The following is a 20677-nucleotide window of genomic DNA, read 5'->3' on the forward strand; positions in this document are numbered from 1 at the left end:
TCGTGGTTACCACACCAATGATTCACCTACGCAAGGAGCACCCTCGTGGTGTCAGCATCGCACAGCTTGGATCGGCTCGTTGTCAGCGCGGATGACGGTAATGCCGTGTCGGATGCGGGTCTGCTGGTGGCGGCGTCGTTGGGGCAGCGGCTGGGTCTGCCGGGGCTGTTGCGGGAGCATGTGACGGTGCCGGGCAGTCTGGGCGCACATCCGGACGACAAGTGCCTGACGGTGATCCACTCGCTGCTGGCCGGTGGGGACTGCATCGATGATGTGGCCGCGTTGCGGGCGGGGTCGACCCAGGCGGTTCTAGGTCACCGGGTGGCGGCGCCCTCGACGGTCGGGTCGTTTCTGCGGGCGTTCGGGTTCAATCACGCCCGGCAACTCGATGTGGTCGCCCGTCGGTTGCTGGCCCGGGCGGTGACCGTGGGGGCGTCACCTGGCCTGACCGAGTCGGTGACGGTGGACATCGACTCCACGCTGTGTGAGACGTTCGGGTTGGGCAAGGCCGGCGCGCGGGAGGTGATGCGCACTGGCCGGCGGGGCTATCACCCTCTGCTCGCGGTGATCGCCGGCACCGGCGACGTCGCGCACGCCCGGCTGCGAAGGGGCCGGTCCAACGACGCCACCGCCGCGCCGGTGTTCATCAAGGAGACCATCGGCCGTATGCGGGCCGCCGGCGCAGCCGGGGAACTGGTTCTGCGGATGGACTCCGGGTTCTACCTGCACGACGTGGTCGCCGCCTGCCGGGCCGCCGGGGTGCGGTTCTCCATCGGCGCCCGCATGATCGGCAACCTGAAGCACGTCATCCCCGCCATCGACGAGGACGCGTGGACCCCGATCGACTACTTCCTACCCGGCGCCGCCGTCACCGAGATCGCCTGGACCCCGTTCACCCAGGACACCCGCGGCCACGACCGACCCGACCCGGCCCCGGTCCGGCTGATCGTGCGCCGCACCCCCTGCACCGACGCGTTGGCCCGCAACACCGGCCGCGCCACCCAGCAGGCACTGTTCCCCGTCTACGACTACCACCCGTTCATCACCGACCGCGACGGACCGATGCTCGACCTGGAAGCCGACCACCGCCGCCACGCCGAAGTCGAACTGGCCATCCGCGACCTCAAACACGGCATGGGCCTGGCCCACCTGCCCACCAAAAGCTTCGGCGGCAACGCCGCCTGGCTGGTCCTGAACACCATCGCCCACAACCTGACCCGCTGGACCGCCCGCCTCGGCCTCGGCCTGCCCCGCGTCACGGCGAAGACCATCCGCCGCAAGATCTACACCGTCGGCGCACGCCTCACCCGCACCGCCCGCCGCCTCCACCTGCACCTACCCCGCGCCTGGCCCTGGGCCGACACGCTCCTCAACGCCCTGCACCGCATCCGCAGCCTGCCCCCACCCGCCGGCTGACCACACCAACACCGACCACCACGACCAGGACCACGGAGCAAGCCGGGCAGACCGGCAGACCTACCCTGCCCAGCACTCCCACCCATCAGCAACAGTCAATCCCACGCACCGACACGCCCATCTCACCAACCACCGGTGGATTCAGGCTGAGCGGACCTCCGCGGGCTCACCGCCCGTTGCGGGGCAGTTCCTCGCGCGGCACCCAGTTGCGGCGGATGAGCACCACCCGCTGTTCGGCCTCGGCGAGGTCGTCCTCGGTGGGACGGGCCGCGTCCCGTGCCCGCAGCGCGGCCGTGACGCTCACCTGCGACGAGCCGGAGCCGACCAGCCCGCGCAGCCCGCGCTCGCCCTCCTCGGCGGGCGCGGAGCCGCGCCGCCCACGGGGCTCCGGCTCGCCCGGCCGGCCGCCGCGCGCGGATCGGGGCGCCACGTCGTCGTGTACGGGCGTGGTGCTCGCGGTGCTCCCGTCGGCGCCGGCACTCTCGGCGTCGGCCGGGGTGCCGGTGTCGCCGTGATGCCGCAGCCGCCGTCGCCGTCGCTCCGCCTCACCCATCCCCCGACCGTACCGTCCCCGAGCCCACCCGCGCGCCGCTAGCACCCCGCGCGGCCCGCTGACCCAGCCGTCTCATACCCGCTCCCGGCACACCCGATCCCGCCGGCCTCCGTCGATCTTGGAGTTGTGGCGCCCGGAGTGCCCGGTCAGCGAGGTATGTGAGGTGCCACAACTCCAAGGTCGACGAGGCGCGCGCCGACGAGTCCCCCGACGGGCGTGCGCGCCCCATGTCCCCGGCCCCCGCCCCCGCGCGATCATGAAGTTAGCCGGAATAAATCGGACGATCCGCGCCGCTAACTTCATGATCGCGCGGGCCAGCCGGGCCAGCCGGGCCAGCCGGGCTGGGGTGGGCTGGGGTGGGCGGGGAGGGGTGCGGGGCGGGCGGTCAGAAGACCTCCATGGGGGAGGGGGCGCGGTGCCAGGTGAAGGCCGGGGTGACGGTGGCCAGGGTGTGCGGGATCAGCTCCCGGACGCGGCCGGCGGCGGCCAGCGCCGACAGGTTCACGCCGCCGAGGTACAGCTCACCGAGGGCGCGTACGTCACACGCCAGCCCGGCCGGGGCCGTGGTGGGCGTGTACTGGGCGCCGTCGAGTCCGCCGACCAGCCGCCAGCGGCCGGCGTTCTCCTTCAGCAGGTCGTCGGTGACCTCGATCACCACGTCGACGTCGGTGGCGTAGCGGCGGGCGGCGAGCGCGGCCGGCACGTCCACCACCCGTACCCAGAGCGCGTCGGAGAGCTGCGGGGAGAGCTGTCGGGGCTCGTCCACCAGCCGCAGCAGCGGCTCGTCCAGGGCCGCGATCGGGAACGACAGCCGCCGGGTCAGGTCGACCGAGAGCAGCAACCGCCACAGCGCCGTGTACGCCTCCGGCGTCGCCGCCACCACCTCGCCGACGTGCACCTCGGCCTGCGGCCCGACGGCCGTCGAGCCGTCCTTGGTCCGGTAGAGGGCGTACCCGTCGAGGCCGTCGGCGCCCTCGTGCAGCAGCACCCGGCGTTCGGTGGCCCCGCCCCGGTGCGCCTTGAGGTCCGCCAGCACGTACGACCACCAGCGCTCGTCGCGCCGGGACCAGCCGGGACGCCCGGCGCGGACCCGCTCGTACAACCGGGCCAGCTCGTCCCGGTGCGCGTCCGGACGGTCCAGGCGCAGCCTGCCCTCGGTGGGTGCCGGGTCGGGCAGGCGCAGCCCGGTGGTGTCCACGGACAGCACGTAGCGCGGGGCCGCCGACCCGTACCCGAACCGGGGGTAGATGCGCCCCTCGCTGGCCCAGAGCACCGCGACCGGTTCCCGGCCGGCGTCGCGGACGTCGCGCAGCTGGCGGTGCATCAGCGTGGTGAGCAGGCCGCGCCGCCGGTGCGTCGGCGCGACCGCGACCATCGTCACGTGCGCGGCCGGCACGTTCGCGCCGGGTACCGCGAGCTCGCGGCTGAACGCGGCGGCGTTCGCCACGATCGTGCCGCCGTCGCGGACGAGCAACGACCGGTCCGGCTCGAAGATCGGGCGTTCGAGCGCCTGCACGTCGGGGTCGAGATCGCCGTGGAAGGCCAGCGCCAGCAGCGCCGCGATGTCGTCGAAGTCCTCAGCTCGGGATACCAGCACGTCAGTCACGGCACGTGTGTATCGCACCGCGATGGGGGTCGGCACCCTATTTGCGGGCTGGCTACCCTCGGAAGCGAGGCCGGGATCGGCCGAGGGGGAGGACGAGGATGGCGGACCAGACACAGCCGTGGGCCGAGCGCACCGTGGAGGTGCCCCCGCAGCCGGGGGTGGTGCCCCCGCAGCGGGACGCGTTCCAGCGCGGGGTGGCGGCGGTCGGTCAGCCGCGCGCGTCGCGTACGCCCCGCACCGAGCAGTTCCCGACCGTCGAGCAGCACGGCGAGTGGGCCGCCGAGCCGGCGCCGCGCCGGCCGATGAGCTGGCACCTGGCCCAGGCGCGCAAGGGCGGGGAGTTGAGCGCGGCCGGCGCCCTGTTCGCGTTCGTGTGCTGGGGCATCTGGGCGATCTCCGGCCGGGGCAACCTGGTCGCCCCGCTGCTCACGTTCGTGCTCAGCCTGCTCACCGCAGTCGGCCTGTTCGCGCTGGCCCGGCTGCTCGGCCGGTTGATCCTGGAGCGGCAGCTCGGCCGGGTGCGCCGCAGCGCCAAGGGCGCCCACCTGGTGACCGCGTTGTTCCTGGTCGGCGTGGGTGTGGCATACCTCCAGCAGACCGAGTGGGTGGTCTCCGCCTGGAACTGGGTGACCGGCAACTGAGCCGACCGGTCGTCCGTCCGGTAGGCGCCGGACGGACGACCCGGGGCGTCGGCGTCAGAAGGTGGTCGGCGCGCCGGCCGCCTTGCAGGCGGCGTTGATGTCCTTGCTGGCCTTCTCCATGGCGGGGTTGTCGGCGGCGGTGCCCGGGTCGGCGGCCGAGCCGGCCTTGCCGGCCTCCGCGCCGAACTCCTTCAGCGCGGTGGCCGCCTTGCCGTCACCGGCGGTCCCGGCCAGCGTGGTGACCCGGTCGCCGAGTTCGGTCAGGATCGCGCCGGTCTGCTTCGTCAGGTCGCCGCCCCCCTGCACGACGGCCATGAGCTTCGTCCGCATGTCCTTGTTGATCTTCTCCGCGGCGGTGCAGAGGTCCTTGTCGCTCATGGCGGCCGCCGACGGCGAGGGCGCCGCCGTGGAGGGGGCCGCGGAGGCCGACGTGGTCGCCGGCCCGGCCGTGGTCGAGGGCTTCTCGTCGGCGCACGCGGCGAGGCCCAGCACGGCGCAGGTCAGAAGGATCGGGATGATCCGGTTGGTTTTCACGTCTGGGCACGCTAGTCGATGCCCGTCATTGATCAAACTCGGTTTGCCGGGGTGGTTCGCGGGACGCGCGGGCGGGCGGCATCCGTGCCGCCCGCCCGCGCCCGGCCGCGGTACGCCGCGACGCCGGTCGTCGCTCCACCAGGACCGTGCTGCCTTACCCCGCCCGGCGGGCTTCATCCGTCGCCCGTTGGGCTGAGCGGTCACCGTTGCTCGTCGGCCTTCGGCGACGCGACCCGGGCCGCCGGGTCCTCGACGCCGGGCTCACCGCCGCCCGGGGCCACCATGCCGTCGTAGTTGTAGACCACGCCGTCGTCGCCGTGCTGCTTCGTGGTCCGGATGTAGCGGTGGATCATGCCGTCGATCTCGATCTCCACCAGGGCCTTGCCGTCCGCGTCCTGGCTGCTGCCGTCGCGGGGACCGCCCACCAGGTACGCCTTCGTGTTCGTCTCCATGTGCCCGCCCTACCCCGGCCGGGGCCGACAAAAACAGCCGAGGGCGGTACCACCCACCGCCGTGAGTGGCCGTTCAGCGAGCCGGGGCGTGCTTCCGGCGCACCGACCCCGCCCGGCCGTCGTGCCGGTCCGGCGCCGCGGAGCAGCATGGCGGCATGGGCGCGTATCGATCAGCGTACGAGCGGAGCATCGCCGACCCGGCCGGCTTCTGGCGGGACGCGGCGGCCGACATCGACTGGGTCATCCCGCCGGAGCGCATCCTCGACGAGACGGCGGCGCCGCTGTACCGCTGGTTCCCCGACGGGGTGCTGAACACCTGCCACAACGCGCTCGACCGGCACGTCGCCGCAGGCCGTGGTGACCAGCCCGCGCTGATCCACGACAGCCCGGTGACCGGCACGGTCCGGACGCTCACCTACGCCGAGCTGCTCGACGAGACCGCCCGGTTCGCCGGTGCGCTGCGCCGGCTCGGCGTCGGCCGGGGCGACCGGGTGCTGCTCTACCTGGCGATGGTCCCGGAGGCGGTGGTCGCCATGCTGGCCTGCGCCCGGATCGGCGCGGTGCACTCGGTGGTCTTCGGCGGGTTCGCCGCGCACGAACTGGCCGTCCGGATCGACGACGCGCGGCCGAAGGTGGTGGTGGCGACCTCCTGCGGTATCGAGGCCGACCGGGTGGTGCCGTACCACCCGATCCTGGCCGCCGCGCTGGACGAGGCCGCGCACGCGCCGGAGCGCTGCGTCGTGGTGCAGCGCCCGCAGGAACCGGCCCCGCTGGTGCCCGGCCGCGACCTGACCTGGGCCGAGGTGATGGCGGACGCGGAACCGGCGCCGTGCGAGCCGGTGGCCGCCACCGACCCGCTCTACGTCCTCTACACCTCCGGCACCACCGGCCGGCCCAAGGGCGTGGTGCGGGACAACGGCGGGCACGCGGTGGCGTTGCGCTGGTCGATGCGCAACGTCTACGGCATCGAGCCGGGCGACGTCTTCTGGGCCGCGTCCGACGTGGGCTGGGTGGTCGGCCACTCCTACATCGTGTACGCGCCGCTGCTCACCGGCGCGACCACCGTGCTCTACGAGGGCAAGCCGGTCGGCACCCCCGACGCCGGGGCGTTCTGGCGGGTCGCCGCCGAGCACCGGGTGACCGCGTTGTTCACCGCGCCCACCGCGATCCGGGCGATCCGCCGCCAGGACCCGGACGGCGAGCACATCGGGCGGTACGACCTGAGCGCGCTGCGTACCCTCTTCCTCGCCGGTGAGCGGCTGGACCCGGACACCTGGGCCTGGGCGGGACAGCGGCTCGGCGTACCCGTGGTCGACAACTGGTGGCAGACGGAGACCGGCTGGCCGGTGGCGGCCAACCCGCGCGGCCTGGAGCCGCTGCCGATCAAGCCGGGCTCGCCGTCGGTGCCGGTGCCCGGCTACGACGTGCGCGTGGTCGACGGCGCGGGCCGGGACGTGCCGCCCGGCACGGACGGTTCGATCGTGATCCGGCTGCCGCTGCCGCCCGGTTGCCTGCCGACGCTCTGGGGCGACGACGAGCGGTTCGTCCGTTCCTACCTGTCCACGTTCCCCGGTCACTACCTGACCGGCGACGGCGGCCGGTTCGACGAGGACGGCTACCTCTACGTGATGGGCCGCACCGACGACGTCATCAACGTGGCCGGGCACCGCCTGTCCACCGGCGCGATGGAGGAGGTCCTGGCGACGCACCCGGCGGTGGCCGAGTGCGCGGTGATCGGCGTGGCGGACGCGCTCAAGGGGCAGGTGCCCAGCGGGTACGTGGTGCTCAAGGCGGGTGCCGACGTGGACCCGGACGCGCTCGCCGCCGAGCTGGTCGCGCTGGTGCGGCAGCGGATCGGCCCGGTGGCGGCGTTCCGCCGGGTGACTGTGGTGCCGGCGCTGCCGAAGACCCGCTCCGGGAAGATCCTGCGGCGCACCATGCGGGGCCTGGTCGAGGGGCGCGACGAGCCGGTCCCGGCGACCATCGACGACCCGGGCGCGCTCACCGTCTTCCGCGATCTCGGCACCCCGAAGTGACGCGGCCGGGCCGACACGACGCCGGACGGTCCCCGGCCGGACTCCACCGGCCGGGGACCGCTTGCGGTCAGCGCCGGTTGGCGGCGGCGTAGTCGCGGGCGACCCGGACCAGTTCCACCAGGCCGCCGGCGTACTCCTGCGCCTCGGCGTGCGCCTCGTCGAACGGCGGCTGGAAACCGACGCCCTCCCACTGGCCGGTGGCCTCGTTCCACCTGTCGTTTCCGACCTCGAAGTCCCAGGCGAAGATGCCCAGCTCGTAGTAGAGCTGGTCGGCCGAGTTGCCGGCCGCCGAGTAGAGCACGTCGGCGACCGGGCCGGTCTGCGACGGCCAGGTGACGGTGCCGCGCTCGGTCGCGATCGCGCCGACGATGCGCCGGGCGCTGGCCAGGAACAGCGTCGACTCGTCGATCGACGGGCGAGGCAGCGTCACTCGCCCGTCGGCCTTGTACGCCCCCGGCGGCCACATGAAGTAGCCGCCGTACGAGTGCACGTTCATCGCGAACCTGATGTTCGGGTGGGCCTTGGCCAGGTCGATCACGTTGCGGCTCTCCGGCTCGGACAGCTCCGCCGTGCCCGCGTAGTTGCCGGACAGGCAGTTCGTGCTGGCGCCCACGTACCCGTCGAACAGGGATCCGACCGTGTAGTTGCGGTTGACGTCGACGCCCCACATGGTGCGGTACTTCGGGTCGCGGGCTGCGCCGGTGCAGTGGTTGACCAGGTTCTTGCGCTGGAAGTTGTAGTCGTGGAACGAGTAGTTCGCGCCGTCCGGGTTCACCGTCGGGATGACGAACACGTCCACCTGCTCCAGCAGCTTGCGAGTCGCCGCGTCGGTACGGGCGTTCGCCAGCAGCCGCTCGGCGAACTCCAGCGTGACGAGCGGGGTGGCCCACTCGCGGGCGTGCTCCTGCGAGTACGCCAGCACGCCGATTCGGGAGCCGTCGCGGTGCTTGCCGATGCGCAGCGCCTGCACCGTCCACGGCCCGGCCGGCACCTCGGTGCCCTGCAGCCCGTCGTCGAGGCGTACCGGCCCGGTGACCGGCATCGGCAGCCCGGCCGAGCCGTCCTCCACGGTGGCCCGGAAGCGGGCGCCGCGTGGCGCGTTGATCAGGGCGGCGACGTCGTCGGTGGTGCTGGTCACCTTGCCCGCGCGGTCGGTGGCCAGCGAGATGGTGAGCACCCGGTCCCGGTAGCGCATGCTCAGCGGCCGGTTCGGCCGGCCCGGGTCGACGGTGCGTACCTGCACGCCGTTGAAGCCCTGGTCGCCGAAGCGGACCGACTCCACCACGACGGCGGCGGCCGCCGGGTCGCCCAGGTAGGCGGCGGCGGTCCGGCGGTAGCCCTGGGTCTTGTTCGGCAGGTCGATAACGTCGACCAGGTCGCGGTACTGGCGGCCGAGCCGGGCAATGCGCGCCTTGATGTCGACCGGCGTCAGGTACGCGTCGATGAAGTCCTTCTGGTAGCCGGCGGGCTGCGGCGGCGGGGTCGCGTTCGGCCACAGCGACGGGGTCACCGGCCGGCTCGTGCCGCCCAGCGTGGAGGTGGCGGTGAGCTGCACCGGCCGGCTCGGCACCGGCTGCGGCAGCGCGTAGTGGTACTGGTACTCGCCCGAGTCCTCGAAGCGGTACAGCGGGAACGAACCGCTGGCGCCGTCGGCGGCCCGCCAGTTCACCGTGATCTCCACGTCCGGGTCGTCGGTGGCAGTGGTGGCGACCTGGGCCTGGAGGAACGTCCGGCCGCCGGTGGTCCACCAGTACGCCTGGAGGAACTGGAGCGTGTCGACAGCGGTGGCGCCGCTCGTCCGCAGTCCGGCGCGGGTGCGGTCCTGCGCGGCGCGGCGGCTCTCGGCGATCCGCCGGGTGCCGTCGTCGGCGCGCTGCACCACCTGCACGGCGGTGGCCCCCTGCCGGGTGAGGTCGGCGAGCTGCCGGCCGGTGAGGACCAGGTCGGTGATCAACACGCCGTCGCGGGAACGGGGGCGGTTGGCCAGGTCGGCGCCGCCGGCCACCAGGCGGTCGAGTTGGGCCCGGTCGGCGAGCTGCACGCGGACCAGCGCGGTCTCGGTGGGGGCGAGGGTGATCGCGGGGGAGGGCGGTGCGGCGGCGCCCGGCCCGGGATGGGCCAGTGCCGCGGCGATCAGGATGCTGGTGGTGGCGAGTGCGGTCCACCGTCGTCGGACGAACACGGGGCCTCCTGACGAACGTCGATCTCTCTGCCGTTCACACCAGCCGAGGCATCGATCGCTGTCAAGCTCACTTCCGGTCAGCCGGCGAACCGGTACAACCGGAACTCCTTGTCCGCGCCGCACACCAGCATCTCGGTGTTCCAGGAGCAGGACTCGCTGCGGATCTGCTTGAGCTGCCCCATCTCGACCGGCTTTCCGTCCACCGCCGTGCCGGCGAGGACCCGGTCGTCCTCGTACGCGCTGGGTGCCTCGGAGAAGATCAGCAGGTTGCCGGCGTCCAGCCGGACCGCGACGCCGTCCCGGTCGCGCAGCACCGCGGTGCCGTCCGGCGCGAACAGCGTCACCGCGTCCGCTGAGCCCTGCCCGGCCAGCACGTGCTCACCGACCGGCACCAGCGACTCGGCGCGCGGCGCCGGCCACTGCCGGGTGCCCTCGCCCTCGGTCGCCGCCACCACCCGGGTGCCGTCGGCGCCGCTGCTGGGCGTCTCCAGCAGGCACACGCGACGTTCCCCGCAGGTGACCAGGTCCTTCACCCGGCCGCCCTGTTCCGGCGCCTCGTACAGCACGCCGGGCGTGCCGAGGCTGCCCAGGTCGTAGGCGAGCAGCCGCAGGCCGCGCTCGTTCTCCGCCACGTACAGCCGGTCGTCGCGGGCGGCCATCGGATCGTCGAGAGCGGCCACGTTGCCCCGCTCCTTGAGGATCTTCCCGCTGCGCAGGTCCAGGATCCGGACCGAGCGGTCCGCGCCGACCTGTACCAGCCGGTCCGCCTTCCCCGCCCACGGGGCGAGCGGCGAGCCCTCGGCGTCCCCGGGCCCGTCCAGTGCCGCTCCGGTGCCGACCGGCAGCACCTTCGTGCGCGCGTCGCCGTACTCGGTGCGCGGGTTGCGCCGCTCCCACCGCTGCCTGCCGTCGTCCAGCCGCAGCCCGACGAGGCGCTCGCCGTCGCGGTCCACCCGGACCACCGTGTCGGGCCCGAAGAACAGCGCGTCGTCGCGGCCCACGTCGGTCCGCCAGCGCTGCTTGCCGGAATCGCCGTCGAGCACCGCGAGCACGCGCGGGGTGCCGCTGCCGGTGGCGTCGCCGAGGACGAGCAGCCCGTCGGGCAGCGCCCGGATCGCCGCCCACCGCTGCGTGGCCGCGTCGGTCCGCTTCTCCCAGACCGTCTTGCCGGTGCCCGCCTCGACGGCTGTCACCTGGAGGTGGCCGTCGGGCAGCGACCGGGCCAGGTAGGCGCGGTCACCGAGCGTCGCGGTGAACATCTGGTCCGGCCGGTTGTCACCGGCGGCCACCGTCTTCACCAGCTCCGCGGTGTGGAAGTCGAGCGCCGGGTGCCGGTCCCGGAACACCCAGAGCAGCACCGCCGCCGACACGGCGACGACCACGAGACCCGCGCCGAGCGCGATCCACCGGCCGCGCCGGGGCCGGCCGCCGCCGGTCCGGACGCCGTTCGGCGCGGGGGAGAAAGGCGCCCCGGGTACGCCGGGCTGCCAGCCGCCGGGCGGGGGAGCGGACGGTCCGGGTACGCCGTAGCCGGCGGGGTGGGGCGGAACCGGCCCGTGGGCGGCCGGCATGTGGTCGTACCTCGTGGGCTGGGGCGGAACCGGGCCCGGCGTGCCGTCGTACCTCGTGGCGGCGGTCTGCGGGACGGGGCCGTCGGCGACCAGCGTGCCGTGCGGTCCGGCGGACGCCGCGTCCGGACCGCCGAGCGGCGCGGTCGGGTTCGTCCTCGTCGCACCGGCGGGGGCCGTGGCGGCGGTCTCGCCCGCGGCCGGCGCGGGCCGTGTCGATTCGGGTTGCGTCGGCGCGGGTGGTGCCGGCGCGGCCTGGACCGGCACGGCGGGACGGCCGGGCCGCCGGGGCAGCGGCAGGTCGGTGAGCGCGCCCTCCGCGACGGGCATCTCCGGCTGTTCCAGCACCGTCGGCGCGATGCCCAACTCGGCGTGCAGCAGCCGGGCCACCAGCGGCACCCGGGTCGACCCGCCGACCAGGAACAGGCCGGAGAGCTGCTCCGGGCGCAGCCCGGCGGCGGCGGTCACCTCCCGGGTCTCCGTCACCGCCCGGGCCAGCAGCGGCGCGGCCAGGCGTTCGAAGTCCTCGCGGGTCAGCGGCACCGCCGCCTCCACCCCCGGTACGGCGACCGGCGCCACCATGGCCCGGGACAGCATCTCCTTGGCGCCGCGCACGTTGTCCCACAACTGCTGGCGGTCCCGCCGCTCGGCGGTGGTCGTCGGGTCGGTCAGCCGGGCCCACTCGCGGGGGTGGGCCGGGCCGACCAGCTCGCCGAGCCGTCCGAGCAGGGCCGCGTCCAGGTCGAGGCCGCCGAGGTCGGGGATCCCGCCGGTGGCGACCAGTTGGAAACCGGAGTCGCCCCACGGGTCGGCGCCCTCGTTGCGCAGCACCGCCACGTCGAGCGTGCCGCCGCCGAAGTCGAACACCGCCACCGCACCGCCCACCGGCACCGGCCGGCGCAGCACCTGCGTGAAGTAGCGCGCGGCGGCGACCGGCTCGCGCAGCAGGCGGGTGCCGGGCGCGATCGGCCCGGCCAGCGTGTGCTCGGCCGCGGCCGGCCAGCCGGCGAGTTCCAGCGCGTCGTGCAGCACCTGACGGCGGGCCGGCGTCCAGGCCGCCGGATGGGTGACCACCGCCGGGGGCAGCATCCCGACCGCCGCCACCGCCGCGTCAGCGACCGCGCGCAGCGTCGCGGCCAGCAGCTCCGCCGGCCGGTACGCCCGCCCGCCCAGCTCCACCGTCTCGTCGTCGACCCGGCGCTTCGGGTTCGGCTCGTAGGCGGCCGGGTCGGCCTGGGCCAGGCGCTGCGCGTCCCGCCCGACGTGCAGATGACCGTCCGCGTCGGCGTACACGCCGGACGGCAGGATCGGGTGGCCGTCGACGAGCACCGGCCGGGTCCGCCCGTCCGGCCAGCGCAGCACCGCCACCGTGTTCGACGTGCCGAGGTCCACGCCGAGGGCGAAACCGTCCTGCTGGCCTGCCATCCGCGGCTACCTCCACCACCCGACGAGGATGTCCGGCCCGCATCGTACGCAGCCCACGCTGCCCCGCTTCCCACCCGGCCCGGCGGAATGGGGTGGCCGGTGGGACCGTGGCCGAATACCGTCGCGGTCATGAAGGTGATCTCCGTCAACGTGGGCCGACCGCAACCGAACCCGTGGAAGGGGATCGGCGCCACCGGCATCGACAAGCGCCCAGTCGACGGCCGGGTCGCCGTCACCGCGCCCGGCCCCAAGGGCACCGGCGCGGTCGGGCTCGCCGGCGACCGGGTCTACGACGTGGCCCACCACGGCGGCACCGACCAGGCGGTCTACGCGTACGCCCGGGAGGATCTGGACCACTGGGAGGCCGAGCTGGGCCGCCCGCTCGCCGACGGCAGCTTCGGCGAGAACCTGACCACCAGCGGGCTGGACGTCAACGGCGCGCTGATCGGCGAGCGGTGGCGGATCGGTCCGGACCTGGTGCTGGAGGTCTCCTGCCCGCGCATCCCCTGCGGCACGTTCCAGGGGTGGCTGGGCGAACAGGGCTGGATCAAGCGGTTCACCGAGCAGGTACGGCCCGGGGCGTACCTGCGGGTGGTCACGCCGGGCAGCGTCGGGGCCGGAGACCCGGTCGAGGTGGTGCACCGGCCCGGCCACGACGTGACGGTGGCGCTGGTGTTCCGGGCCGTCACGCTGGAGACGGAACTGCTGCCCCGCCTGCTGGTCGCCGACGCGCTGCCCGAGGAGGACATGGCGCGGATCCGCCGCCGCTTGACCTGAACCGGCCTTCAGGTCGGACGCTTGCCGGCGTGCTGAACTCCGTACTCGACGAGGCGTACGAGCGCGTACGCCACACCGGTCCCGAGCGCGACGGGTGGCTGTCCAACCACGTGCCGATGGCGGCGGAGGCCCTGGTGCGCCACGGCCACGGGCAGGCGGTGCACCGCTGGATCGACGCGTACGCCGACCGGCTGGAGGAACGCCCGCGTGGCATCCGGCGCATCGCCGCCGAGGAGTGGCGCGACCCGCTGGGCGACCCGGTGCGCACCGGCGACTGGCTCGACCTCTTCGACCGCGAGCTGGCCGGCGAGCCGTGGCGCGACGTGCTGACCCGCTGGTGGCCGCGCCTGCTGCCGGGCATCGCCGCCGGCGCCACGCACGGTGTCATCCGGGTCGGCCACGCCGTCCGCGCGCTGCTCGACGCCGAGACCGGACCACGGGTGACCGAACTCGGCCAGGGGCTCGCCTACTGGGCCGCCCGCTGGCAGCCGCTCGCCCCGCCCGGCACCGGGGCGTACCCAGCAACCGACGCCCGATCCGCGCTCGACGCCGTGCCCCGCGTACCCGATCAGCGGTTCGGCATCCGGTCCCGCCTGGCGCAGCTCGCCGACCTGGACCGGTGGCCGGCCGTCGCGGCCGCCGTACCAGGCGACGCCGCCGCCGACGTGCCCGCCCGGCTCGCCGCCGTCGTCGACGCCGCGGTGCTCCGGCACGGCACGCACGGGTACGCCGCCCCGGTCATGCTCGTGCACGCCGCCACCGCGCCGAACGCCGTCCTGCGTACCCTGCGCGCGCTGCCGCCGGCGCTGTGGCAGCCGAGCCTGGCCGCCGCCTGGGCGGCGACCGCCGCCGTCACCGCCGCCTACGCCCCGGCCGAGGCCCGGTCCCTCCCGCCGGCCGCCGGGCCGGAACTCGACGAGGCCATGGCGCGGGCGCTGGACACCGGGGACGCGCACGCGATCAAATTCATCGACACCCTGAGCGATGCGTACGCCCGCAGCGGTGACCCGGCCCTGCTTGCCGTGGCCGCCCGATCCGTCGAGCAGATCGCCGCCGACTGACGGCCTCGGCTCGGTACCACCGACACCTGGAGGGTCGATGACACCCGACGACGAAGCGTTCCTGCGCCGCGCCGTGGAACTCGCCGACCGGGCGGGCGCGTCCGGCGAGCGGCCGTTCGCGTCGCTGCTCGTCGGCGCGGACGGCACCGTCCTGATCGAGGACCACAACACGGTGGTCTCCGACCGGGACGTCACCGCGCACCCGGAGCTGAAACTGGCCCGCTGGGCCGCCCGGCAGCTCGCCCCCGAGGCGGCGGTCGCCACCACCATGTACACCAGCTGCCAGCCCTGCCCGATGTGCACCGTCGCGATCAACGCATCTGGCCTCGGCCGGGTCGTGTACGCGTTGTCCACCGAGCAGTTCGAGCAGGTCAAGCCCGCGACGCCCGCGCCGCGTCCGGTGCGGTACGACGGGCCGGCGCTGTTCGACGAGGCGCGGCGGCCGATCGAGGACCACTACTAGGCCATCGGCCCGCTTCTCCGACTGAGCGCCGAGATCGCCTCCGCTGCGGGGCGCCGCGTGTGGCGTGCGACGCCTACGCTGTGCCGCACGGCGACAGGGGGTGGGCCGGTGGGGCGTCGGCTGGGGTACGTCGCGATGGCGCTGCTCGGCGCGCTGCTGTTCGGCACGGCCGGCCTGGCCGTCGGGTCCTGGTACGGCGGCCGGGGCGCCCTATCGCTGAGCCCTGAGGCAGCTCGGAGCGCGGCCGGCGAACTGCTCCCCGGTGTCGAGCCGAGCGGCTCGACGACCGTGCGCGGCTACCGGTACGGCGTCTTCCTGGCCGCCGACGACCTCGGCGGTAACCGGGCCGAGTTCCAGTACGGCGACGGCCCCGACTGCACGTTGTCGGAGCGGATGCGGGGTGCCGCCGAGACGGGCGGGTGGCGGGAACTCCGTCGGGTGCCGGGAGCATCGTGCGACGGCTGGCGGGCCGAGCGAGACGGTATGACGGTCACCCTCACGCATCCGGCATACGGGTCGAGGCTGAGCATCACGCAGAGCGCTCCCGGAGGGTTCCGCATCGCCACCATCACCGGCACCCTGCTCGGCGTCGCCGCCGGTGCGGCGCTGTTCTGGGCGGCGGCGCGGAGTCGCCGGCCGGTACCCCTGGTGGTCGGCACGCTGGTGACCGTCGGCCTGTTCCCGGCAGCCGTCGTCACCTGGGCGGACCTGGCCGTGCACCGGCTCGCCGAGCCGGTGTGGCCCGTCTGGCGCGGGCTCGCTCCGGTGCTGGTGCCGTTCTGGCTGGTGCTCCTTCTGATCGGCGTGATCGTCCTCGCGAGGCGACCGGATCCGGCAGTGCCCGCCACCGACGCGGTCGCGGCTGGCCGTGCCGGCTGATCAGTGGACGCACAACTCGTCGTACGGCACGCAGTCCCACAGGGTGTTCGCACGCTCGCGGACGACCGCGAACACCGGCCGGGACAGCACGACGTCGCCCGTCCGCTGGACGCGCATGACGATCCCCAGGTCGTCGGAGGCCGGATCGCCTTCCGGGGCGTACTGCGGCGCGATGCCGCGCGCCAGCACGTAGCTCAGGAACTGCTCCTCCAGCCGGGACGGCACGCGTCCGACCAGGCTGATCCCGTCCAGCGTCACCTGTGGGCCGTACCGCGCATCGACGACTACGCAGAACAGGCCCTCTGACCTGCCGAAATAAGCCGTGACCGCCGTGGCGTGGGCAGCGACGCCCGCGTTGCGGAACTCCGCCTTCGTCGGCCGGTCGAAGTCGCGGTGTGCGACGGAAACCGATGCGGCGAACCCGGGCAGCGCCTCGGCGGCCTCGTCGTGGCTCATTCCGAACCGCAGAGGTCCCACGCCGGCTCCCGGCGTGTACGTCCACTGCTCCCGCTCGGCCTCGGTCAGGACATGCCAGGGGTTCGTCATGAGGCAGGCGCTTCCATCTCGTTCGTGGCCGCGGGGTTCGTGCTCGGCCCGGCTCGCCACCAGCGGGTGCCGATGGGTCTTCGGTTGTTCGTCCATTCTCCGGACGCGTTGCGCCGAAGCCCGGAAGCGGTCCGGGAAGTGGAGGACAGCCGCGGGACGCGGGCTAGCCTGACCGCCGTGACAACGATCGAGCAGTTGGAACGGGACGTCTGGCCGGACCCCGGCCGGGAGGCCACGTCTCTCGTGAGGCGCTGCTCGGAGCTACGACGCAAGCCGCTGGCCGAGTTCACCGTGGAAGACCTGCGCATCATGCTCGGGCAGGGGAGCGGCGTGTCGGCGCTGCTGCCTCTCGCGGTACAGGTCCTGCTCCGCGATCCGTTGGCCGAGGGCGACTACTACCCGGGTGACCTGCTCGCCAACGTGCTGCGGCTACCCGACTCGGCGTGGTCGGGCCTGCGAACGGAACGGGAGCGGCTGCGGTCGGTTCTGGCGGAGCTCGTCGCCGGTCGCCCGTCCTCCGACGCCGGTCCGGACCCTCGTGACCCGGACCAGCGTCTTCGCGGCGCCATCAGGCAGTTTCTCGGCGATGAGAGCGGAGTTCCAGCTAGTGGGTACGCCAGTCCATGGCGTCGAGCAGGACCTCTACCAGGGCCGACCGATTCGCCGCGCCGATCTCGTCCAGCGCCCGGTGCATGACGTTCCCGGCGTCCTCGGGCAGTTCCTGCGGACCGAGCATCGGCAGCATCAGGATGAGCCGCTGCGCCCAGGTCAGCCGCTCGTCCGGCAGTGCCGCCGCGGCGAGCAGTTCCGCCCAGGTCATCGCGGACGTGAACCCGTGGCCCTCGACCGAGGCGACAACCTTCGCCGGCCGCCCCGGCCGATCCTCCACGAAGTCGAGTCCCGCCTCGTCCTCCAGGTTGCGGTAGACGATCCGAAGCCACACCTCTCCGTCGAGCCGCACCGAGACCGCCGGCCAGCGCTCCGGGTCGTTGAGGACGTCACACATCGCGTCGTAGTCGGCGGCCTGCACTCCGAAGGCGGCCTCCGACTCCCGGTGGGCGCCGAGCGGTCCGGACAGGAAGTGCAACCAGAAGGCGGGGTATCCGACCACGCCGTCTGCCGCATGGACGGTCGCGTCGCACTCGACGTCGTAGCCGGGCGGGGACATGGTGGTATAGCCGGGGATCGTGAAGGCGGGTCCGAGGGCCGGCGACATGGCCCGGATTCAACACGACACCGGACCGAGACCGTACGCCCAGCAGAGGACAGACATTGCAGCCGATGACCTTCAGCCACACGATCTCCGCACCGCCGGAGAAGGTGTGGCGGTGCCTCGCCGACGTCGCGCGGTATCCGGCGCTGCTGACCAAGGTCGACGCGACTGAGCTGCTCCACAGCCAGGCGTTCGGAACGGGCACGAGGTGGCGGGAGACCCGCAGGCCGTACGGCTGGCCCGTCACCGTGGAACTCCGCGTGACCGACTGCCGGCCCCCGTTCCGCTACGTCGTCGAGTGCTTCGCGGGCGGGCACAGTGTGACCGAGTACCGGCTGGTTCCCGGTGCCGCGGCTGGCACCACCGACCTCCAGCTCACCTACACCTTGACCGGTGGCTCACCGATCCATCGGATCAGCCGGGTCATCGCCCGTCGACGGTTCCTCACCTGCATCAGGGAGAACAACGTCCAGGACCTGCTCGACATCGAGCGAGCATGCGGGGCCAATGCGTGAGGACGCAGGCAGGTGGCAGGAGCCTCGTACGGTCGACGGGGTGTTGTTCGAACCGGTGACCGCGGAGTTCTCGTTCCTCGACGACGGGAACGAGCTGGTCGGCGACGTCGTCCGGCCGCCCTGGCCGGGGCCGTACCCGGCGGTGGTCTTCGTCGAGGGTTCCGGGCCGGGCGGTCGCGACCAGGGGGCGTGGCAGACGAGGCTGGCCGCAGCCGGCTTCGCGAGTCTCGCCTACGACAAGCCCGGTTCCGGTGCGTCGACGGGTGACTGGACCCGTCAGACCATGGCCGACCGCGCCGCCGAGACCGTGGCCGCGGTCCGGGCCGTGCGGAGCCGCGAGGACGTGCTGTCCGGCGCGGTCGCGCTGATCGGCGGTAGCCAGGGCGGCTGGGTGGCTCACCTCGCTGCGGCAGCGGACCACCGGATCGCGGCGGTGGTGACGGTGTCGGGGCCGGGCGTGAGCGTACGGGACCAGGAGGAGTACCGGCTCCGCCACCAACTCGCTGCGGAGGGCTTCGGCGGCGCCGACATCCAGCAAGCGCTTCTCCTGCTACGCGACCAGATCCGGCGGGTCCGGTCGGGCGACGACCCGGCGCGCGTGCACGCCGCGCAGGCGCACTGGCACGGCGCTCCCTGGTATCCGATGCTCGCCGGGACGACACCCGAGTCCATCGCGTTCATCGCGGGCATCGCGGACTACGACCCCGCCCCGGCACTGGCGGCTCTGCGCTGCCCGCTGCTGGCGATCTTCGGCGCGGACGACCTGCTCGTGCCGGTGGAGGCGAGCGTGCGCGCCATCAGCGGCACCCTCGACGGCGCACGCCACGCCGATCACACGACTGTGGTCTTCCCCGGTGCCGACCACAGCATCCGCGTCTACACGGGGGAAGGGCCCGCGCAGGTCAGGGAGGGGCGCTACACCCCTGCCGAGCGAGCGCCGGGCTTCGACGAACTCGTCGTCACCTGGCTGCAGCGCCGCCTGCAGGCGACCGACCTGGGGTACGCGGCGCGCTGATCGCGGCATGGGCGGGTGCTCACGCGGGGAACCACCTCCACTGCCCCTCGGAGACGACCTCGACGGCGCCGTCGGTCACCTTGATGGCCGTCTGGTCGTCGATCGCGTACGCCGGACCGGCGATCTCGGCCGCCCACTTCTCGGCAGACGCCATGGTGTTGTCCGGTTCGAGGCCCAGGTGCGGGAAGATCGAGAAGTCGACGAGCCCGAGCGTGCGGTCGTCGGGTGCGGACTGCCACTCGACGAATTCCGTACCGATCCGGGGGGTGAGCACCATGCTGCCGGCGCTCAGCCCGACCCAGACGGTGTCCCGCAGCGACGGCAGGAGGTCCGCCAGCCCGGACTGCCGCATCCAGTGGCACAGGTACGTCGCGTCGCCACCGTGCACGAGCAGGACGTCGGCCTCCCGGACCCAGGGGACCCAGTGCTCCTGGCCGATGCTGGGTAGCGCTGACAGTTCGAGTACGCCCAGCGACTTCCAGCCGAGACCGCTCATGGGCAGCGGCGTCTGACCGGTGATGAAGCGCCAGGCCGAGGCCGGTCCGCCCATCGGGTACGCCGCAGTGGGGATGCAGAGGGCGCTGGATTCAGCGATCGGCTTGCCCAGCAGGTCGACCAGCGCATCGTTGATGCTCGGGTTCTGGACGCCTGCGGATGTGAGGAGAAGTTTCACGCTTGCCTCCTGCGCGTAGCGGTCATGATGCTCTGCCCGGTGTCCGGAGATCGGTGCACAGGAATGCTGACCGGACGCGGTAACGAAACTCATCGCGATCCCGGCTGTACGGCCGGTCGATGCTGGCCGGGGAGAGCCCTAGGCTGACGCCATGCCGGCGGAGCACGAAGTGATCGACCTGGACGAACGCGATCACCGGCCGGCGGATTCGGACGGCGCTGTTCCTGGTCGCCGCGTGTCCGGACGAACGATGAACGTACGGCTCGTTGCTGCCTTCGTGATCGGCGCTGTGCTCGGCGGTGTCGGTGTGAGCGAGCTGCGAGTCTCGCGGGACGAGCGGGAGCGGAATGCCTCGGTCGCGCTCGTGGCCCTACCTCAAGACAGAGTCAGCGGGGGTTCGGGTACGGAAGCCCTGGGCGTCGTCCAGCTGAACGGACAGCTCGCGGTGATCAACACGGGACCCGCGCCGATCACTGTCGGTGCGGCTGTCGGTCAACGACCGGGCATCCAGGTCCGTGACACCGGCCAGTCGAGGCTGCTACGACCTGGCGGTACCGGCTGGATCGATGTCGAGGTGCGCGTCGAGTGCGCTAGTTCCACCGCGTTCGAGAGCGAGCCGTTGTCGATACGGTTCTCGGTCGAGACCGCCGACCGGCAGGCCAGAGAGGTCAGCTACCCCGTCGCCGTGAAAGGAAGCGCCTGGGAGCGGGAGGCGGAGATGCCGTGCGCGTACCTCAGTCACTCGGGGAGACGCGGCGGCTAGCGCAGGGGTCACAGCACCATGCGGGCGGCCCTGCTCCATCAGCACACCATCGGCGAGCGCGACCATGAGATCGCCTCGGCGCTGCATCACCGGATCGCCGGGGCGGGCTGACATCGCCGGTGAACGGCGCAAGATCGAAAATGGGGGAGGAATGCGATGGCCCAGGTGCCGCGATCATGCGGTCTGCCTGGGCCTTCGTTGGTGGAGCGGGCGACGGGAATCGAACCCGCACCGTCAGTTTGGAAGATCGTGCTCAGCCGGTCGTGATGCCCGAAACGCCTGGTCCCAACGGTCGAGCCAGTTGCCCCTCGTGCCCGCTCATGACCGCTGCGCGCCCCGGCTACTGGCCCATGGATGGC

20 protein-coding genes are annotated in these 20677 nt (G+C 73.3%); 11 read left to right on the forward strand and 9 right to left on the reverse strand.

Going from position 1 to position 20677, the window contains the following annotated elements; all coding sequences use genetic code 11:
- Positions 1-48: 48 nt before the first annotated feature.
- On the forward strand, positions 49-1416 hold the full coding sequence (locus tag O7607_RS18765) for an IS1380 family transposase (RefSeq protein WP_269706888.1): 1368 nt from the start codon (positions 49-51) through the stop codon (positions 1414-1416).
- 166 nt (positions 1417-1582) lie between these two features.
- Here the strand turns inward: O7607_RS18765 and O7607_RS18770 are convergent, their stop codons facing one another.
- Complete coding sequence (locus O7607_RS18770) at positions 1583-1969, reverse strand: hypothetical protein (RefSeq protein WP_269704524.1); 387 nt, start codon at positions 1967-1969, stop codon at positions 1583-1585.
- Positions 1970-2354: 385 nt separating this feature from the next.
- The gene (locus O7607_RS18775; RefSeq protein WP_269704525.1) at positions 2355-3575 is read right to left on the reverse strand and encodes a GNAT family N-acetyltransferase; all 1221 of its coding nucleotides are present in this window, start codon (positions 3573-3575) and stop codon (positions 2355-2357) included.
- 98 nt (positions 3576-3673) lie between these two features.
- Here O7607_RS18775 and O7607_RS18780 point away from each other — a divergent pair, with 98 nt between their 5' ends.
- Positions 3674-4216: a hypothetical protein gene (locus O7607_RS18780; RefSeq protein ID WP_269704526.1), complete on the forward strand. Its 543-nt coding sequence runs from the start codon at positions 3674-3676 to the stop codon at positions 4214-4216.
- 54 nt (positions 4217-4270) lie between these two features.
- Here the strand turns inward: O7607_RS18780 and O7607_RS18785 are convergent, their stop codons facing one another.
- Together O7607_RS18785 and O7607_RS18790 are read right to left on the reverse strand one after the other, a co-directional pair.
- Positions 4271-4750, reverse strand: a complete 480-nt coding sequence (locus tag O7607_RS18785; protein ID WP_269704527.1) for a hypothetical protein — start codon at positions 4748-4750, stop codon at positions 4271-4273.
- A 200-nt stretch (positions 4751-4950) separates the two neighbouring features.
- Positions 4951-5202: a hypothetical protein gene (locus O7607_RS18790; protein ID WP_269704528.1), complete on the reverse strand. Its 252-nt coding sequence runs from the start codon at positions 5200-5202 to the stop codon at positions 4951-4953.
- A 65-nt stretch (positions 5203-5267) separates the two neighbouring features.
- Between O7607_RS18790 and O7607_RS18795 the strand changes: the two genes are divergently transcribed.
- Positions 5268-7238 carry a propionyl-CoA synthetase gene (locus O7607_RS18795; protein WP_269704529.1) on the forward strand — a complete coding sequence of 657 codons (1971 nt, stop codon included), beginning with the start codon at positions 5268-5270 and terminating at the stop codon, positions 7236-7238.
- Between the two features lie 67 nt (positions 7239-7305).
- Here the strand turns inward: O7607_RS18795 and O7607_RS18800 are convergent, their stop codons facing one another.
- Together O7607_RS18800 and O7607_RS18805 are read right to left on the reverse strand one after the other, a co-directional pair.
- Positions 7306-9420, reverse strand: coding sequence for a M14 family zinc carboxypeptidase (locus tag O7607_RS18800; protein WP_269704530.1), 2115 nt, complete (start codon positions 9418-9420; stop codon positions 7306-7308).
- A gap of 77 nt (positions 9421-9497) precedes the next feature.
- Positions 9498-12413: an Hsp70 family protein gene (locus O7607_RS18805; RefSeq protein WP_269704531.1), complete on the reverse strand. Its 2916-nt coding sequence runs from the start codon at positions 12411-12413 to the stop codon at positions 9498-9500.
- A gap of 129 nt (positions 12414-12542) precedes the next feature.
- On the opposite strand from O7607_RS18805, the gene O7607_RS18810 reads away from it, so the two are divergent.
- The 4 genes from O7607_RS18810 to O7607_RS18825 all read left to right on the forward strand — a co-directional run bounded on the left by O7607_RS18810 (position 12543) and on the right by O7607_RS18825 (position 15593).
- Positions 12543-13190: an MOSC domain-containing protein gene (locus O7607_RS18810; protein WP_269704532.1), complete on the forward strand. Its 648-nt coding sequence runs from the start codon at positions 12543-12545 to the stop codon at positions 13188-13190.
- A gap of 29 nt (positions 13191-13219) precedes the next feature.
- Positions 13220-14251, forward strand: a complete 1032-nt coding sequence (locus tag O7607_RS18815; protein WP_269704533.1) for a questin oxidase family protein — start codon at positions 13220-13222, stop codon at positions 14249-14251.
- A 37-nt stretch (positions 14252-14288) separates the two neighbouring features.
- Positions 14289-14714 (forward strand): nucleoside deaminase, encoded by a 426-nt coding sequence (locus O7607_RS18820; RefSeq protein WP_194803417.1) that lies wholly within the window; start codon positions 14289-14291, stop codon positions 14712-14714.
- 108 nt (positions 14715-14822) lie between these two features.
- Positions 14823-15593, forward strand: coding sequence for a hypothetical protein (locus O7607_RS18825; RefSeq protein WP_269704534.1), 771 nt, complete (start codon positions 14823-14825; stop codon positions 15591-15593).
- Here the strand turns inward: O7607_RS18825 and O7607_RS18830 are convergent, their stop codons facing one another.
- Positions 15594-16049, reverse strand: a complete 456-nt coding sequence (locus O7607_RS18830; RefSeq protein WP_269704535.1) for a hypothetical protein — start codon at positions 16047-16049, stop codon at positions 15594-15596. It abuts the gene before it with no gap.
- A 162-nt stretch (positions 16050-16211) separates the two neighbouring features.
- Here O7607_RS18830 and O7607_RS18835 point away from each other — a divergent pair, with 162 nt between their 5' ends.
- Positions 16212-16835 carry a contact-dependent growth inhibition system immunity protein gene (locus tag O7607_RS18835; protein WP_269707023.1) on the forward strand — a complete coding sequence of 208 codons (624 nt, stop codon included), beginning with the start codon at positions 16212-16214 and terminating at the stop codon, positions 16833-16835.
- On the opposite strand, the gene O7607_RS18840 is transcribed toward O7607_RS18835, so the two are convergent.
- The gene (locus tag O7607_RS18840; RefSeq protein WP_262016289.1) at positions 16744-17355 is read right to left on the reverse strand and encodes a hypothetical protein; all 612 of its coding nucleotides are present in this window, start codon (positions 17353-17355) and stop codon (positions 16744-16746) included. The two genes, O7607_RS18835 and O7607_RS18840, sit on opposite strands and share 92 nt — an antisense overlap.
- A 65-nt stretch (positions 17356-17420) precedes the next feature.
- Here O7607_RS18840 and O7607_RS18845 point away from each other — a divergent pair, with 65 nt between their 5' ends.
- The gene (locus tag O7607_RS18845; protein WP_269704536.1) at positions 17421-17867 is read left to right on the forward strand and encodes an SRPBCC family protein; all 447 of its coding nucleotides are present in this window, start codon (positions 17421-17423) and stop codon (positions 17865-17867) included.
- Positions 17868-17907: 40 nt separating this feature from the next.
- The gene (locus O7607_RS18850) at positions 17908-18882 is read left to right on the forward strand and encodes an alpha/beta hydrolase family protein (RefSeq protein ID WP_269704537.1); all 975 of its coding nucleotides are present in this window, start codon (positions 17908-17910) and stop codon (positions 18880-18882) included.
- A 19-nt stretch (positions 18883-18901) separates the two neighbouring features.
- Here O7607_RS18850 and O7607_RS18855 read toward each other — a convergent pair whose 3' ends face one another.
- Positions 18902-19555 (reverse strand): Type 1 glutamine amidotransferase-like domain-containing protein, encoded by a 654-nt coding sequence (locus O7607_RS18855; protein WP_269704538.1) that lies wholly within the window; start codon positions 19553-19555, stop codon positions 18902-18904.
- Between the two features lie 151 nt (positions 19556-19706).
- On the opposite strand from O7607_RS18855, the gene O7607_RS18860 reads away from it, so the two are divergent.
- Positions 19707-20318 carry a hypothetical protein gene (locus O7607_RS18860; RefSeq protein WP_269704539.1) on the forward strand — a complete coding sequence of 204 codons (612 nt, stop codon included), beginning with the start codon at positions 19707-19709 and terminating at the stop codon, positions 20316-20318.
- Positions 20319-20677 lie beyond the last annotated feature (359 nt).

Origin of the sequence: Micromonospora sp. WMMA1949 (assembly GCF_027460145.1) — a bacterium.
Lineage (GTDB): Bacteria > Actinomycetota > Actinomycetes > Mycobacteriales > Micromonosporaceae > Micromonospora.

What these genes read in the sequence shown, in the direction of transcription:
- O7607_RS18770 (WP_269704524.1), bottom strand. Translation starts at nt 1,969, where the DNA reads ATGGGTGAGGCGGAGCGACGGCGACGGCGGCTGCGGCATCACGGCGAC.
- O7607_RS18780 (WP_269704526.1), top strand. Translation starts at nt 3,674, where the DNA reads ATGGCGGACCAGACACAGCCGTGGGCCGAGCGCACCGTGGAGGTGCCC.
- O7607_RS18790 (WP_269704528.1), bottom strand. Translation starts at nt 5,202, where the DNA reads ATGGAGACGAACACGAAGGCGTACCTGGTGGGCGGTCCCCGCGACGGC.
- O7607_RS18805 (WP_269704531.1), bottom strand. Translation starts at nt 12,413, where the DNA reads ATGGCAGGCCAGCAGGACGGTTTCGCCCTCGGCGTGGACCTCGGCACG.
- O7607_RS18810 (WP_269704532.1), top strand. Translation starts at nt 12,543, where the DNA reads ATGAAGGTGATCTCCGTCAACGTGGGCCGACCGCAACCGAACCCGTGG.
- O7607_RS18820 (WP_194803417.1), top strand. Translation starts at nt 14,289, where the DNA reads ATGACACCCGACGACGAAGCGTTCCTGCGCCGCGCCGTGGAACTCGCC.
- O7607_RS18830 (WP_269704535.1), bottom strand. Translation starts at nt 16,049, where the DNA reads ATGAGCCACGACGAGGCCGCCGAGGCGCTGCCCGGGTTCGCCGCATCG.
- O7607_RS18835 (WP_269707023.1), top strand. Translation starts at nt 16,212, where the DNA reads ATGGGTCTTCGGTTGTTCGTCCATTCTCCGGACGCGTTGCGCCGAAGC.
- O7607_RS18840 (WP_262016289.1), bottom strand. Translation starts at nt 17,355, where the DNA reads ATGTCGCCGGCCCTCGGACCCGCCTTCACGATCCCCGGCTATACCACC.
- O7607_RS18845 (WP_269704536.1), top strand. Translation starts at nt 17,421, where the DNA reads ATGACCTTCAGCCACACGATCTCCGCACCGCCGGAGAAGGTGTGGCGG.
- O7607_RS18860 (WP_269704539.1), top strand. Translation starts at nt 19,707, where the DNA reads ATGCCGGCGGAGCACGAAGTGATCGACCTGGACGAACGCGATCACCGG.